The following is a 14,571-nucleotide window of genomic DNA, read 5'->3' as shown; positions in this document are numbered from 1 at the left end:
TCACAGGGGGATGTTTCCGTGCTTCTTGGCCGGCAGGGTCTGGCGTTTGGTGCGCAGGGTCCGCAGGGCGCGCGCGACCTGCAGCCGGGTCTGCGAAGGCGTGATGACCTGGTCGACGTAGCCGCGCTCGGCGGCCAGGTACGGCCCGGTGTGGCGCTTGCGGTACTCCTCGGTGAGCCGTCTTCGCGCCGCGGCCCGCCGCTCCGGGGAAGCTCGGCCAGCTCACGCCGGTAGAGCACCTGCACCGCCCCTTCCGCGCCCATCACGGCGATCTCCGCGGTGGGCCAGGCCAGGGACACGTCGGCGCCGAGGTGCTTGGAGCCCATCACCGCGTAGCCGCCGCCGTAGGCCTTGCGGACCACCACGGTCACCTTCGGCACGGTGGCTTCGGAGTAGGCGTAGATCAGCTTGGCGCCGCGGCGGATGATGCCGCCGCGTTCCTGGTCGCTGCCCGGCAGGTAGCCGGGGACGTCGGCGAGGGTGAGCAGCGGGATCGAGAAGGCGTCGCAGAAGCGCACGAACCGCGCGGCCTTCTCCGACGCGTCGATGTCGAGGACGCCGGCCTGGTGCCGCGGCTGGTTCGCCACGATGCCGACCGTGCGGCCCTGGACCCGGCCGAACGCGCAGATCATGTTGGCCGCGAAGGCGCTGTGCACCTGGGTGTACTCGCCGTCGTCCACCACCCGGACGATCAGCTCGGCCATGTCGTAGGTCTGGTTCGGCGAGTCGGGCACCAGCCGGTCGAGCTCCAGGTCGGCGGGAGTGACGACGGGGCTGGTGTCGTCGGCGTACTCCGGGGCGGGGTCGAGGTTGTTGGCGGGGAGGTAGGCCAGCAGCGTCTGCACCCACTCGATGGCGTCCTGCTCGTCGGCGGCCCGGTGGTGGGCGTTGCCGGCGACCTCGCTCTGCACGGCCGCGCCGCCCAGTTCCTGCGCCGTGACCCGCTCACCGGTGACGGCGTGCACGACGTCCGGTCCGGTGACGAACATGTGCGAGGTCTCGTCGACCATCACGGTGAAGTCGGTGATGGCCGGCGCGTAGACGGCGCCGCCGGCGCACGGGCCCATGATCATCGAGATCTGCGGGACGACCCCGGACGCGTGGGCGTTGCGCCGGCCGAGTTCGGCGTAGTAGGCCAGCGAGACGACGCCTTCCTGGATGCGCGCGCCGCCGGAGTCGTTGATCCCGACGACCGGGCAGCCCAGCGACAGCGCCAGGTCCATCACCTTGAGGACCTTCTCGCCGGAGACCTCGCCCATGCTGCCGCCGAAGACGGTGAAGTCCTGGGAGAAGACGCAGACCTGCCGACCGTCGACGGTTCCGTGCCCGGTGACGACGCCGTCCCCGTAGGGCCGGTTGGCGTCCATCCCGAACTCGCCGCACCGGTGCCGCGCGAACTGGTCGAGCTCGACGAAGGAACCGGGGTCGAGCAGCAGCCCGATCCGTTCCCGCGCAGTGAGCTTGCCTTTGGCATGCTGCCGGTCGACGGCCCGCTTCTCGGCGATCCGGACGGCTTCGTCCTGTCTGGCCGCGAGGTCGGCGATCCGGAACGCCGTCGTCGGCGTGAGCTCGTCCATCACCGCACCCCCACTCCGAGCCGCGCCGCCAGTTCCGCCGCCAGCACGGCCACGTGCGGCGGGTCGATCATCGACACGTGGTCACCCGGGACGCGGGCCACTTCGAGGTCGGAGCAGTACTCGTCCCAGCCCAAGCTGTCGTCCGTGCGCAGGTAGCGCGGGTCGAGCGCCGTCGTCAGCGGGTGCGGGTCCTGCGCCCGCAGCAGCAGCACCCGCCCGCCGTACCGCTCCGGCGCGTACCGCTCGGCCACCCGGGCGTCCACATAGGACTCGTACTGGTGGCGCAGGACGCCCGCACCCAGGTCGGGGACCTGCTCGGTCAGCCGGTCCAGGACCCAGCGGATCTGGGCGTCCTCGTCGAGCTCGGCCAGGGCCTCGCGCGGGACCTCGAACGGCACGCCGTAGGTCCGCGAGACGTGCTCGGCGAACCGTTCGAAGCGGTCCAGCACCAGGTCGGCCGGCTTCCCGGGCGCGGGCAGCGGCAGGATCGTGTCGATCAGGAACACGAGCTCGACCGGCCCGTCCAGCCGCCGCGCCGTCTCGTACGCCAGGCAGCCGCCGAACGACCAGCCGCCCAGCCGGTACGGGCCCTGCGGCTGGATCTCCCGGATCAGCTCGACGTAGCACGCGGCCTTGGCCTCGACCGTGTCTTCGTCGTCGATCCGCTCGAACCCGTACACCGGGTTCCCCTCCGGGAGCAGCCGGGCGAGCTCGCGGTACACGCTCGTCGGGCCGCCGGCCGGGTGGAACAGGAACACCGGCTCACCGACGCCGTCGCGCAACAACCGCACCGGGCCGCCGCCGTGGCCTTCGAGCTCCGCGCGCAGCAGGTCCGCCATCGCCGCGACCGTCGGCGTGGCGAACAGCCGCTCCACGGCGGGCACGGCGCCCAGCTGCTCCGCGAACACCGCCCGCAGCCGCCGCGCGCGCTCGGGATCGCCGCCCACGGCGAAGAAGTCGTCGTGCACACCGGGTTCCGGGCCGCCCAGCTCGGCCCGCCAGTGGCGGGCGACCCACCGCTCGGCGGGGTCGCGCGGCCCGGCGGTGACCGGCTCGGCCTTCGCCGGTCCGAAGCCGGCCTGCTCGGCGAGGTGGCCGGCGAGCTCCGCCAGGCTGGCACCGCGCAGGAGCAGCGGGATCGGCAGCGGCAGCCCGAAGTCGCGTTCCACCGCGCCCCGCGCGCGCATCGCCGACAGCGAGTCGAGGCCGAGCCGGGTGAGCGGCACGTCCCGTTCGACGTCGGTGTAACCCAGCAAGCCCGCGACGAGCCCGGCGAGGTGGTCGGCGATCGCTGCGCGCGCGGCTTCCGGCGGGCCGGTCCGCAGGGCGTCCAGTCCGTCCCAAGTAGACGGTCCGGTGCGCGGCGCGAACAACCCGAAGAACGGCCGGTCGGCCAGCCGCGGGAACAGCTCCAGCACCGTCGCGGCGTTGACGCGGGCCACGCCGGTCGCCGCGCGGTCGCGCGCGAGGACGGTGTCCAGCGCCGACAGCGCTTCCCCGGTGCCGAGCGGTTCGAGCACCGGGTTGCGCGACCCGGCCGCGGCGCCGACCTCGCCCCAGGCGCCCCACCCGATCGTCGCCGCCGGGAGGCCCTGGGCCCGGCGCCACGCGACCAGGGCGTCGGCCCACGCGTTCGCCGTGGCGTACGCGGCCTGGCCGGGCGAGCCGAACAGCGCGGCCGCCGAGGAATAGACGAGCCACCAGTCGAGTTCGTGCCCGGCAGTCGCCTCGTGCAGCCGCCAGGCACCCAGCGCCTTCGGTCGCCAGACGGCGTCGAGCGCGTCCGTGTCCAGGCTGATCGCGGCGCCGTCGGCCAGCACCCCGGCGGCGTGCAGCACCCCGCGCAGCGGCACGCCGTCGTCGACGGCGGCCGCGACCAGCGCTTCCGCCGTGCCGGGCGCGGCGATGTCGCCGGCCACCACCCGGACGTCGATCCCCAGGCCCGGGGCGGGGGCCGCGCGCCGGCCGTTCAGCACCACCCGTGTCGCGCCGCGATCGGCCAGCCACTTCGCCGCGACCAGGCCGAGGCCGCCGAGCCCGCCGGTGACGACGTAGGCGCCGTCGCGGACCGGCTCGCGCACCGCGTCGGCCGGCTCGGGGCGGACCAGCCGTCGCACGTGCCGGACGCCCTCGCGCCAGGCGACCTCGTCGTCCGGGCCGTCCGCGCGGACCTCGTCGCGTAGCTGGCCGGCCCACAGCCGCGCCGGGTCCGGGCCGGCGTCGAAGTCGACCGCGCTCACCCGGAGCTCGGGGTGTTCGAAGGCGAGCACGCGGACGAGCCCGCGCAGCGCGGCCAGATCGGGGTCACCGCGCTCGCCGGGTTCGACGCTCTGCGCCCCGGCCGTGACCAGCCACACCCTCGGCGGCGTCGCCAGTTCGGCCAGCTCGGCGACGACGGCGGACAGGGTCCCGGTCAGCCGCGCGGCCCGCGCGGGGTCCGGCGTGGCTTCCCCGCCGAGCAGGACCACGACGGCGGTCGCGGCGCTGTCGCGCAGCTGGTTCGCCAGTGCGGCACGGTCGCCGAGGCGGGCGGTGACGAGGTCGTCGTCCACTTCGGACAGTACGATCCAGTCGCCGGTCCGCTCCGGCCCGGCGGGCAGATCGGCGGGCTGCCAGGCCGCCTCGAACAGCAGCCGGTCCAGGGCCGCGTCGCGGAAGCGGCGGCAGTAGACGTCGCGGAACTCGACCAGGACGACGTCGTCGGCGCCGACGAGCTGGACACTGCCGAGCAGGCCGTCGCCGGAGGGGTCTTTCGAGGTGAGGACGGCGTCCACGCGTACGCCGTGCCGCGGTTCGCCGGCGAGCACCACCTCGCCGATCGTGAGCGGCAAGTAGAGGGCGTCCGCGTCCCCGACGGCCGCGGCGAGCGCGTGCAGGCAGGCGTCGGCGAGGGCGGGGTGCAGCAGGTAGGCGGGGTGATCGGCGGCGGGCAGCGCGATCGACGCCGAGGCACGGCCCTCGGTGGCGACCACCCGCCGCAGGCCCCGGAAGGCCGGGCCGTAGTCCTGGCCCAGCTCGGACAGGACGCGGTACAGATCGAGGGGCTCGCCGGTGACCTCGCCGAACGGTGCCGACGGCGCGCCGCCGGTCTCGATCCGGGCCGTGGCGTGGCGGACCCATTCGCCCTGTGCGGACTTCGCGTGGACGCCGAACTCGGTGCCGGCAAGACTGGTCGTGACCTCGGTGTGCTCGTCGAGCGGGAGGACTTCCCGCAGCTCGAGGTCGCGGATCCGCCCGGTGCGCCCGGCGGCGAGCGCCAGTTCGAGGAAGCCGGTGGCGGGGAACACCGGCGTCCCCTGCACGGTGTGGTCGGACAGCCACGGCAGGGCCGCCACGCCGACGCCGGCCCGCCACAGGTGGCCGTCCGGGTGCTCGATGTGGACGCCCAGCAGCGGGTGGAGCCCATGGGCCTGGGTGCGCCGCTTCGGCCAGAACCGTTCGTGCCGCCAGACGGGGCCCGGCAGGTCGACCAGCGCCGTCCGGGGACGGGCGGCCAGTGTGCCGGGACGGCCGCCGACGTGCAGCCGGGCGAGGCTGGTGAGGAAGGCCGTCCGTTCGTCGCTCCACCGGCTCGCCGACGGCAGGCCCTGTTCGCCGGTGGTCTGTTCGATGGCGGCGAGGGCCACCGGGTGCGGGGACACTTCGACGAACGCGGTGGGCCCGTCTTTCGCGGCGGCGGCGAGGGCTTGGCTGAACCGCACCGGACGGCGCAGGTTCGCCGCCCAGTACTCGACGTCGAAGGCGGGTGTCTCTTCAGGATCGTCGAGAACGGTGGTGTAGCAGGGGATTTCCGGCTTCCTGGGCCGAATCGGGCCGATCTCGCGGCGGAACCGGTCGAGCACGGCGTCGACGGCGGCTGAGTGCCCGGCCCCGCCGACCGGGAGCCGCCGGGCGAGCCTGCCCAGGCTTTCGGCGTGCTCGACGAGGGCGTCGACCTGGTCCGCGGCGCCGCTGACCGTGCACTGGGTGGGCGAGGCGTAGACGGCGACGGTGACCTCGGGGAACTTCGCCAGTTCGGCGGGTGAGAGTTCGACGACGGCCATGGCGCCGTCCCCGCTCCGGTCGAGTTCGGCGAGCAGCCGGGCCCGGGTGGTCATGACGCGCAGGCCGTCGGCGACCTCGAGCGCCCCGGCGACGACGGCCGCGGCGACCTCGCCCATGGAATGCCCCAGGACGGCCGCGGGGGTGACGCCGTGGGCGCGCCAGAGCCCGGCCAGGGCGAGCTGCATGCCGAAGAGGGCGAGCTGGGTGGTGGCGAGGTCGTCGGGTTCGCGCTCGAGCAGGTCCCGGAGCGAGCAGCCGGCTTCGGCGAGGAAGGCGCGATCGAGCGCTTCGACCTCGGCACAGAAGGCGGGTTCGGAGCGCAGGAACCGGCGGCCCATACCGGCCCACTGGGAACCGTAGCCGGAGAAGACGAAGACCACGCCCGGGGGCGCCGCGGACGGTCGTGAGTGAGAAACCGGGTCAGAACACTGTTTCTCACTCACGACAAGCTGCGGCAGGCCGGGGGACCTGCTCCCGGCCTCCGCGCCGGCCACGGCACTTCCCGCGGCCAGCGCCCGCAGCCCCGCCACCACTTCGTCGCGGCTCTCCCCCACGATCGCGCCGCGGACCGGCAGGTGCTCGCGCCCGTGAGCCAGCGTCGACGCCACCGCCCCCAGCAGCACGTCCGACCGCTCGACCCAGTCCGCCAGCCCGCCCGCCCGCGCCCGCAGCACCTCCGCCGACCGGGCCGAAAGCGCGAACACCTCCGGCCCTGGAGCCTCGGTCACCCGCACCGGGAACGTCGCCGCCGGCCACTCCTCGACCACCACGTGCGCGTTCGTCCCGCCGAAGCCGAACGCCGACACCCCGGCCCGCGCCGTGCCCGAATAGCGCGGCCAGTCCGTGCTTTCCGTCACCACCCGCAGCCCGGTGAAGTCGATGTGCGGGTTCGGCTCCCGGAAGTGCAGGCTCGGCGGCACGCGGCGGTGCGTCATCGCCAGCACGACCTTCAGCAGCCCCGCGATGCCGGCCGCCCCTTCGAGGTGGCCCAGGTTGCTCTTCACCGATCCCAGCAGCAGCGGACGCTCGGCCTCGCGTCCGAGCACCGTCCGCAGCGCACCGGCCTCCAGCGGGTCTCCGAGCGGGGTACCGGTCCCGTGCGCTTCGACGTAGTCCACTGAGGACGGATCGATCCCGGCTTCCGCACAAGCCTCACGCAGCAGGTCCGCCTGCGCCGAAGGGTTGGGCGCCGTCATGCCGTTGGACCGGCCGTCGGAGTTCACCGCGCTGCCGCGCAGCACCGCCAGCACCCGGTCCCCCGCCCGGCGGGCCGCCCGCAACGGCTTCAGCACGACGACCCCGCAGCCCTCGCCGCGCGCGATGCCGTCGGCGCCCGCGTCGAACGGCTTGCAGTGCCCGTCCGCGGCCAGTACCCCGGCGCGGTGGAAGCCCGCGGTGATGCCGGGGGACAACAGCACGTTCACCCCGGCGGCCAGCGCGATCTCGCTCTCCCCGCGGCGCAGGCTCTGCATCGCCTGGTGCACCGCGACCAGCGACGACGAACACGCCGTGTCGAGCGTCAGGCTCGGCCCGCGCAGGTCGAGCAGGTACGACAGCCGGTTGGCGGCGATGCTCGCCGCGGCACCCGTGCCCGACCAGACGTCGACGCCCGCGACGTCGGTCATCGTCAAGGAGCCGTATTCGGTGGCCGACAGCCCGACGAACACGCCGGTCCGGCTGCCGCGCAGGCCGGACAGCGGGATGCCGGCGTGCTCCAGCGCCGCCCAGGCGACCTCCAGGAGGATCCGCTGCTGCGGGTCCATCGCTTCGGCCTCGCGGGGAGTGATGCCGAAGAACTCCGCGTCGAACCCGGCGACGTCGTCGAGGAACCCGCCCCGCGAAGGCAAACCGGCGAGGTCCGACGCCGGCGCGAACGTCTCCCAGCGCCCTTCGGGGACGTCGCCGATACCGTCGCCCCCGGAGTCGAGGAAGCGCCAGAACGCCTCCGGGGAGTCGATCCCGCCGGGCAGCCGGCAGCCCAGGCCGACGACCGCAATCGGCTCCCCGGCCGGGCGCTCCGGCAGCGGAACCGCCCGGGACTGCCCGGTGGACAGGTGTTCGGCCAAGGCGGTGATCGTCGGGTACCGCCAGACGAGGGTCACGTCCAGGGGACGGCCGACGAACTGCCCGAGGTCGGCCGCGAGGGCCGTCGCGTCCCGTGAGGACAGTCCGGTCTCCTGCAGCGGCCGGTCGGGGTCCACCGGACCGAGCCGAGCGAGCAGCCACGCGCGGACCGCGTCGGTCGTGGTCATCCGAGCCGCCGCCCGGCCAGCGAGCCGTCCGAATAGGACTCCCGGCAGCGGGCCCGGCTGATCTTGCCGCTGGACGTCCGCGGCACCTCCCCGGGCGCCAGGACCACGACGTCGTGCAGGCGCAGGCCGTGCCCGGCCGACACCGCCGCCCGCAGCGCGGCGGTCACTTCGGCGACGTCCGCGGCGGAGTTCTTGGCGCGTTCCAGCGCGACGACCGCGGCTTCCCCGTCGTCGGTGCCGATGGCGAAGACCGCGGCCGAGTGCGGCCGGACGCCCGCGTGCTCCTCCACCGTCTGCTCGACGTCCTGCGGGTAGTGGTTGCGGCCGTCGACGACGACCAGGTCCTTCAGCCGGCCGGTGACGAACAGTTCGCCGTCGAAGACCACGCCGAGGTCCCCGGTCGCCAGCCAGCCCTCGCCGGTGCCCGGGTCGAGCGGCGGCAGGCCGAACGTGGCCGACGACGCCTCGGGCCGCCCCCAGTAACCGCGGCCGACGTTCGGGCCGCTGACCCGGATCTCGCCGACCGCACCGGGCGCGAGGGGTTCGCCGGTGACGGGATCGGCGATCCGCACCCGCTGCCCGGCCGGGCGACCGCACGAAACGAGGGTCGAACCGGAGCCGGCCGGCACCGCGGACCCGGCGGCGAGCCGGTCGCGGTCGAACGTGACCTGCCGGGGCGGTTTCCCGGCGTCCGACACGGAGACGAACACGGTGGCCTCGGCCAGCCCGTAGGACGACCGGTGGACCTCCGGCCGCAGCCCGCACTCGGCGAAGGCGTCCTGGAACTTCGCGATCGTGGCCGGCAGCACCGGTTCGCTGCCGTTGATCAGCGAGACCACCCGGCTCAGCTCCAGGTAGCTCTTCTCGGCCTCGGACACGCGGGAAGCGCAGTAGGCGTAGGCGAAGTTGGGCGCGGCACTGATCGCGCCGGGGCTGGCCGACAGCGCGCGCAGCCATCGCGACGGCCGTTCCAGGAACGCCAGCGGGTCCATCAGCACCGACGCCATGCCGCCGACCATCGGCGCACCGACGCCGAGGATCAGGCCCATGTCGTGGAACAGCGGGAGCCAGCTGACGGTCGAGGTGGTGCGGCTTTCGGCGCCGTAGGCGGTGCACGCCTGGCGGGCGTTGGCCAGGACATTGCGGTGGGTCAGCACGACGCCGGCGGGCGAGCGGGTGGAGCCGGAGGTGTACTGCAGGTACGCCGTGGCATCGGGATCCGGTGGCGGCCATTCCCGCGGTCCGGCCGGCGCGAGAGCGTCGACGGCGACCACGGCCGGCCGCGCCGCCGAATCGGCGAGGAAGGCGTGCACCGCGTCGATGTCGCCGGTCGTGGTGAGCACGGCCCGTGGGGCGCAGTCGGCGAGCGCCGCGGCCAGCCGGGCCGCGTGCCCGGGCAGGCCGGGCGCGAACAGCGGCACGGCGACCAGGCCCGCCCGGATCGCGCCGAGGAACGCGACGACGTAGTCCGCGGACTGCCCGGCGAGCACCGCCGCCCGCTCCCCCGGGAGCGCGATCCCGCTCAACCGCGCGGCGACCGTGCCGACCCGCTCGTCGAGCTCGCGCCAGGTGAGCGTCACCGCCCGGCCGTCCGCGCTGTCGCGGTGGTCCAGACAGGTCAAGGCGACCTCGTCGCCGAGGACGCGCGCCCACCGGCCGAGCAGAGTCGCCAGCGACGCAGGGTCGGCGGTGGTTTCCCCGGTGACGGGAACCGGCTGGGAAATGGTTTCCATGGCTCCTCGCAGATAGCGTTTGCCGGCGCAGTGAATAGCTGCTTCCCGGCGGTTGTCAATCAAGCGAATTCCGATGCTCACCGGCACACGGATTACGGCACCGCGCGTTTGTCACGCGGCGACGAGGTCGGGCTCCGCACCACGCGCACGGCCAGCAGCGCGCCGGCGAACGTCAGCCCGGCCGCCGCGAGGAGGCCGGCGGTGTAGCCCGCGGCCAGCGCCCCTCCCGGCGGCGCGCCCGCACCGAGCCGCACCCCCCGGACCGCCGTCAGGACGGCGCCGATCAGCGCGACGCCCAGCGCACTCGACAGCTCGCGGGACGCCGTGAGCAGCCCGGACGCCGTCCCGGACCGCCGTGCGGCCACGACGTCCAGCGCGTGCGACGTCAACGGCGTCGTGAACGCCGAGCCGGCCCCGATCAGCACCAGTCCCGGCACCCGCGGGGGAACCGCCGGGAGGTGGTTCACGACGGCGAGGACGAGCAGGCCGCAGGCGACCACGGCGAGCCCGGCGGCGACCGTCCGAGGCGGACCGAACCGGGCCACCGCCCCCGGGACCAGCGGCGTCGCGGCCACCACCGCGACCGCGACGAGCGCCAGCGGCAACCCGGCCCGCACCGGGTCGAGACCGAGGAACTCCTGGTGCAGCAGAGGTGTGAAGAAGACGATGCCCGAGATCCCGAGCCCCCACAGCACCTGCACGGCGAGCGAGCCCGCGAACACCCGGTTGCCGGTCAGGTCGGCCGGCACCAGCCGCTCCCGCGTCCGGCGCTCCCGCAGCACGAACCCCACGCCGAGCGCGGCGCCCGCCGCCAGCAGGACGACCCCGGTCCGGGGAGCCTCGCCCAGTTCGACGAGCGCCGCGGTGAGCAGGACCAGGCTCGCCGTCACGACGGCCATCGCCCCGGCGGCCGGGCGCGGCGCCGACGGGTCGCGCCCGGGTGGCACCGTCCCCGGCAGCAGGACGAGCATCGCCGCCACGAACGGGAGGTTGACGAAGAAGATCCAGGCCCAGCCGAGGTATTCGCTCAGCAGCCCGCCGAGCGCCGGGCCCAGCGCCAGCGCGGCGGCCAGGCACGCCGTCCACACGGCGGCACCGAGCGTCCGGCCCCGCGCGTCGAGGTTCGACCGCAGCAGGCTCAGCAGGCCGGGCACCAGGAACGCCGCCGCCGCACCCTGCAGCACCCGGGCGGCGACGAGCAGGCCCGCCGAACCGGCCAGCCCGCCGGCGGCCGCGCCGACCCCGAACGCGAGCAGCCCGGCCAGCAGTGCCGGGCGCCGGCCCCAGCGGTCGATCAGGGTGCCCGCCACCAGGAGCAGCCCGGCGAAGGGGAGCATGTAGCCGAGGGCGACCCACTGCAGCGTCCCGAGGTCCAGCCCGAGGTCGCGGGCGATCGAGGGTGCACCGGCCGCGACGATGGTGTTGTCCAGGGTCGTGACGAACGCGCCGAGCGCGATCAGCACCAGGGTCCGCCGGGTCATCGCGCACTTCCCACCGGCTCGCGGGTGATCCGGGCGCGAGAGGGCCGCGGGAACCACCAGTTGGCTTCGCCGAACCACGCCATCACCGCCGGGACCAGCACGCACCGCACGACGACCGCGTCGAGGAGCACCGCGACGGTCAGCCCCACCCCGGCCTCCCGCACGACGCGGGCGTCCACGAAGGCGAACGCCACGAACACCAGCGCCATGATCAGCGCGGCCGCGGTGATGGTCCGGCCGGTCGCCGCGACGCCGTCGACGACCGCGGCCCGGGTGTCGCCGCGGCGGCGCCACGCCTCCTGGATGCGCGCGATGAGGAAGACCTCGTAGTCCATCGACAGGCCGAACAGCCCGGCGAACAGGAACACCGGCAGGTAGGGCTCGATCGGGCCGCCGAAGGCGAACACGACCGCGCCCGTCGTCGCGGCCGCGGTCAGCAGGTTCATCACCGCGGCCGTCAGCGGGATCAGCACGCTGCGGAACACCCAGGCGAGCAGCAGCACCGAGATGCCGACGACGCTGAAGAGGAACAGCGGCAGCCGCGCGGTGATGGCCGCGGAGAAGTCCGCCCGGGCCGCGACGAGCCCGCCGACGTGGGTGTCCGGACCGCCGACGGTCGTGGCCATCGCCCGCGTCCAGGTCAGCAGCTCGCCGGTGGCCGGGTCGTCGGGTGCGGTGCGCGGGGTGACCGTGAGCAGCCAGCCGCCGTCCGGCAGAGTCGCCGGGGGCCCGACATCGGCGCGGGCGAGCAGCGCCTCGCGGAGCGTGCCCAGCGACGGGTCGCCTGTGCCGGTCACCAGTAGCGGCGCGCCGGCGCCCGGGCCGAACGCGTCGCGCAGCAGTTCGGCGGCCGTCCGCGTGACACTGCCGGGCGGGTCCAGGGCGGCGTCCGGCACCCCGAGCCGCAGCCCGGTCATCGGCAGCGCGAGCACGGCCACGACCAGCAACGCGGCCAGCGTGCACGGGCCCGGCCGCCCGGTCACCGCACGCGCCAGGCGGGCCCACCGGCGGCCGCTCCCCTCCGCCGGGATCCGCATCCGCGCGGCCACCGGCCGCAGCAACGCGGGCAGCAGGGTCAGCGCGGCGGCCGCGGTGAGCAGCACGGAAACCGCGGCCGCGACGGCGATCCCGTCGAGGAACGGCAGGCCGACGGTCAGCATGCCCGCCAGCGAGACGCACACGGTGATCCCGGCGAAGACCACGCTGCGGCCCGACGTCGCCGCCGCGACGGCCAGCGCCGCCGCGGGGTCCGCACCTTCCCGGCGTCCCTGCCGGAAGCGGGTGAGCACGAACAACGCGTAGTCGACGCCGACCCCGAGGCCCAGCAATGCGGCGATCTCGGTGCTGATCTTCGGGACGGTCATGACGTGCGACACCAGCGTGACGACGGCGAGAGCACAGCCGACCGACACCGACGCGGTGAGGACCGGGAGCAGGACGCACGCCGCCGAGCGGAACGTGACCAGCAGCACGAGGGCCGCGGCGAGCAGGCCGATCCCGGCGTTGCCCAGGTCCGGCGCGGCCGCCGTCATCGCCGAGAGCTCCCCCGACGCTCCGGCGGTCAGGCCGCCCGGGTCCCGCACGATGTCCGCGAAGGCGTCCGCCGTGCCTTGGCCGAGGTCCGCGGCCGGCGCGTCGAACCGGACGGGCAGCACCGCGGTCCGGTGGTCGGCCGACACCTCGCCGGGCGGCGGCCCGACGGCCACGACGTGCGGGAGCGCCGCCAGCCGCGCGGCGAAGGCGTCGAGCCGGGCGCGGCCGGTGCCCGAGTCGATCGGGCCGTCCGGCGCGCGGACGACGACGCGTTCTTCGGTGCCGGTGCCGCGCAGCAAACGGGCCGCGGCGGTGCTGTCCGCGGTGGGCAGGTCGACCGTGTCGCGGAAGTCCGCGCCGGTGTGCAGCACGGCGGCGACGAGCCCCGCCAGCGCCGTCAGCCACCACGCGACCACCACACCGGAGTGGCGGAAGCACCACGAAACGACGGCCGTCATGGTGATCACGCTAACTACGGAAAGGCCCGCGAAGATACGGGCCGGGCTCACAAATCGCATTCCGGAAACCCTTGCGGCCGTGAGTGTTCCGCCGTTTGTCGGACGGGTGACAAAACCGCGCGCGGTCGTTGGTCCCCGCATGACAGAACCCGGTCCGGGCGTAGATCCGGCAGTTGCCAATCTCGTTTCCGTGTGCGTACATGACCTTCGCGACGACGCGGAAAAGGGGTGGCCATGACCCGGACGATCACCGTCCCGCACCCCCGCGGCACCGGCCGGGCACAGCAGCTGTGGTGCTCACTGCCGGCCGAGCTCGCGCGGCGGTTCCGGCCGCACGCCGACCCCCTGGCCCGGCGGATCCTCGAAGAGATCCAGCGGGCCGTGCCCGAGTACGCCAAGCCCCTCGAAGGCGAGTTCGGGAAGATGATCGTGCTGGCGATCGAGCGGGCCGTGGTCAGCTGCATCGACAGCATCGACGACGTGGCGTCCACAGAGGACAACTGGCCGAAGTTGTTCCGGGAGGTCGGAAAGCGCGTTCACCACGACGGCGGCAGCCTGAACTCGCTGCAGGCCGCCTACCGCGCGGGCGGGCGCGCCGCGTGGCGGTACGTGGCGGAGCTGGGCCAGGCCCACCGCTTCCCCGCGGCCGTGCTGTGCGTCGGCGCGGAGGCGATCTTCGCCTACGTGGAAGAGATTTCGGCGTACTCGGTCGAGGGGTACACGCTGGCGCAGGCGATGGCGACCGGGACGCTCGAACGCCGTCGCCGCCGGCTGCTCGAACTCCTCCTGGCCAGTCCGCCGTCGTCCCCGGCGACGATCGCGACGATGGCGAAGGCCGCGAAGTGGACCATGCCGGAGTGGGTGACGGTCGTCGCGCTCGAACCGCGCAGCGAGCAGCACCTGACACCGGCTCCGCAGGTCGCCGACGACGTCCTGCTCGACCTCGAAGGCACCGAGCCCTGCCTGCTGACCCCGAACCCGGACCGCGACCTGCGGGGGCTGGAGGGCCGGCTGCCGGGCTGGCGCGCCGCCGTCGGCCCCCGGGTCCGGCCGGCCGACGCGGCGACGTCGTCGCTGTGGGCCCGCCGCACGCTCGACCTGGTCCGCCGCGGCCTGGTCGGCGACCACGTGGTGACGCACACGGCCGACCACCTGGCGACGCACTGGCTGCTGCTGGACCGGTTCCTGCTCGACGCGCTGTCGGCGAAGACCCTGGCCCCGTTCGCGGGCCTGACGGTGAAGCAGCAGGTCCGCCTCGCCGAAACGTTGCTGAGCTGGCTCGAACACAACGGGAACACCCCGGACATCGCGCAGGCACTGGGCGTCCACCCGCAGACCGTGCGCTACCGCGTGAGCCAGCTGAGCGACCTCTTCGGCGACCGGCTGGCGGATCCGGCGCACCGGCTGGAGATCCAGATAGCCCTGCGGGCGCACCAGCTGCTGGGCACGCAGCCGCCGGGTGAGCACTGACGGGCCTTGACCGGACGGCGTCC

5 protein-coding genes and 1 pseudogene are annotated in these 14,571 nt (G+C 74.6%); 1 reads left to right on the top strand and 5 read right to left on the bottom strand.

Translation table 11 applies throughout. The features are described 5' to 3' along the window. The 5 genes and pseudogenes from QRX60_RS34175 to QRX60_RS34155 form a co-directional block, all read right to left on the bottom strand. Nucleotides 1-1,577, bottom strand: a pseudogene (locus QRX60_RS34175) (acyl-CoA carboxylase subunit beta). Next, nucleotides 1,577-7,873 carry a type I polyketide synthase gene (locus tag QRX60_RS34170; protein WP_285995557.1) on the bottom strand — a complete coding sequence of 2,099 codons (6,297 nt, stop codon included), beginning with the start codon at nt 7,871-7,873 and terminating at the stop codon, nt 1,577-1,579. The pseudogene QRX60_RS34175 and the gene QRX60_RS34170 overlap by 1 nt, the downstream one beginning before the upstream one ends. Further along, nucleotides 7,870-9,606 carry a fatty acyl-AMP ligase gene (locus QRX60_RS34165; RefSeq protein ID WP_285995556.1) on the bottom strand — a complete coding sequence of 579 codons (1,737 nt, stop codon included), beginning with the start codon at nt 9,604-9,606 and terminating at the stop codon, nt 7,870-7,872. Before QRX60_RS34165 ends, QRX60_RS34170 begins: the two co-directional genes overlap by 4 nt. Before the next feature lie 92 nt (nt 9,607-9,698). Continuing rightward, nucleotides 9,699-11,087 carry an MFS transporter gene (locus QRX60_RS34160; RefSeq protein ID WP_285995555.1) on the bottom strand — a complete coding sequence of 463 codons (1,389 nt, stop codon included), beginning with the start codon at nt 11,085-11,087 and terminating at the stop codon, nt 9,699-9,701. Continuing rightward, nucleotides 11,084-13,078: an MMPL family transporter gene (locus tag QRX60_RS34155; RefSeq protein ID WP_285995554.1), complete on the bottom strand. Its 1,995-nt coding sequence runs from the start codon at nt 13,076-13,078 to the stop codon at nt 11,084-11,086. The genes QRX60_RS34160 and QRX60_RS34155 overlap by 4 nt, the downstream gene beginning before the upstream one ends. Before the next feature lie 234 nt (nt 13,079-13,312). Here QRX60_RS34155 and QRX60_RS34150 point away from each other — a divergent pair, with 234 nt between their 5' ends. Further along, a complete protein-coding gene (locus QRX60_RS34150) occupies nt 13,313-14,548 on the top strand; it encodes a helix-turn-helix domain-containing protein (RefSeq protein ID WP_285995553.1) in 1,236 nt (411 codons plus the stop codon). Nucleotides 14,549-14,571 lie beyond the last annotated feature (23 nt).

The sequence above is a fragment of the Amycolatopsis mongoliensis genome (genome assembly GCF_030285665.1).
Taxonomy (GTDB): domain Bacteria; phylum Actinomycetota; class Actinomycetes; order Mycobacteriales; family Pseudonocardiaceae; genus Amycolatopsis; species Amycolatopsis mongoliensis.
This window is presented reverse-complemented; position numbering and strand designations above follow the sequence as displayed.

What these genes read in the sequence shown, in the direction of transcription:
- QRX60_RS34170 (WP_285995557.1), bottom strand. Translation starts at nt 7,873, where the DNA reads ATGACCACGACCGACGCGGTCCGCGCGTGGCTGCTCGCTCGGCTCGGT.
- QRX60_RS34165 (WP_285995556.1), bottom strand. Translation starts at nt 9,606, where the DNA reads ATGGAAACCATTTCCCAGCCGGTTCCCGTCACCGGGGAAACCACCGCC.
- QRX60_RS34160 (WP_285995555.1), bottom strand. Translation starts at nt 11,087, where the DNA reads ATGACCCGGCGGACCCTGGTGCTGATCGCGCTCGGCGCGTTCGTCACG.
- QRX60_RS34155 (WP_285995554.1), bottom strand. Translation starts at nt 13,078, where the DNA reads ATGACGGCCGTCGTTTCGTGGTGCTTCCGCCACTCCGGTGTGGTGGTC.
- QRX60_RS34150 (WP_285995553.1), top strand. Translation starts at nt 13,313, where the DNA reads ATGACCCGGACGATCACCGTCCCGCACCCCCGCGGCACCGGCCGGGCA.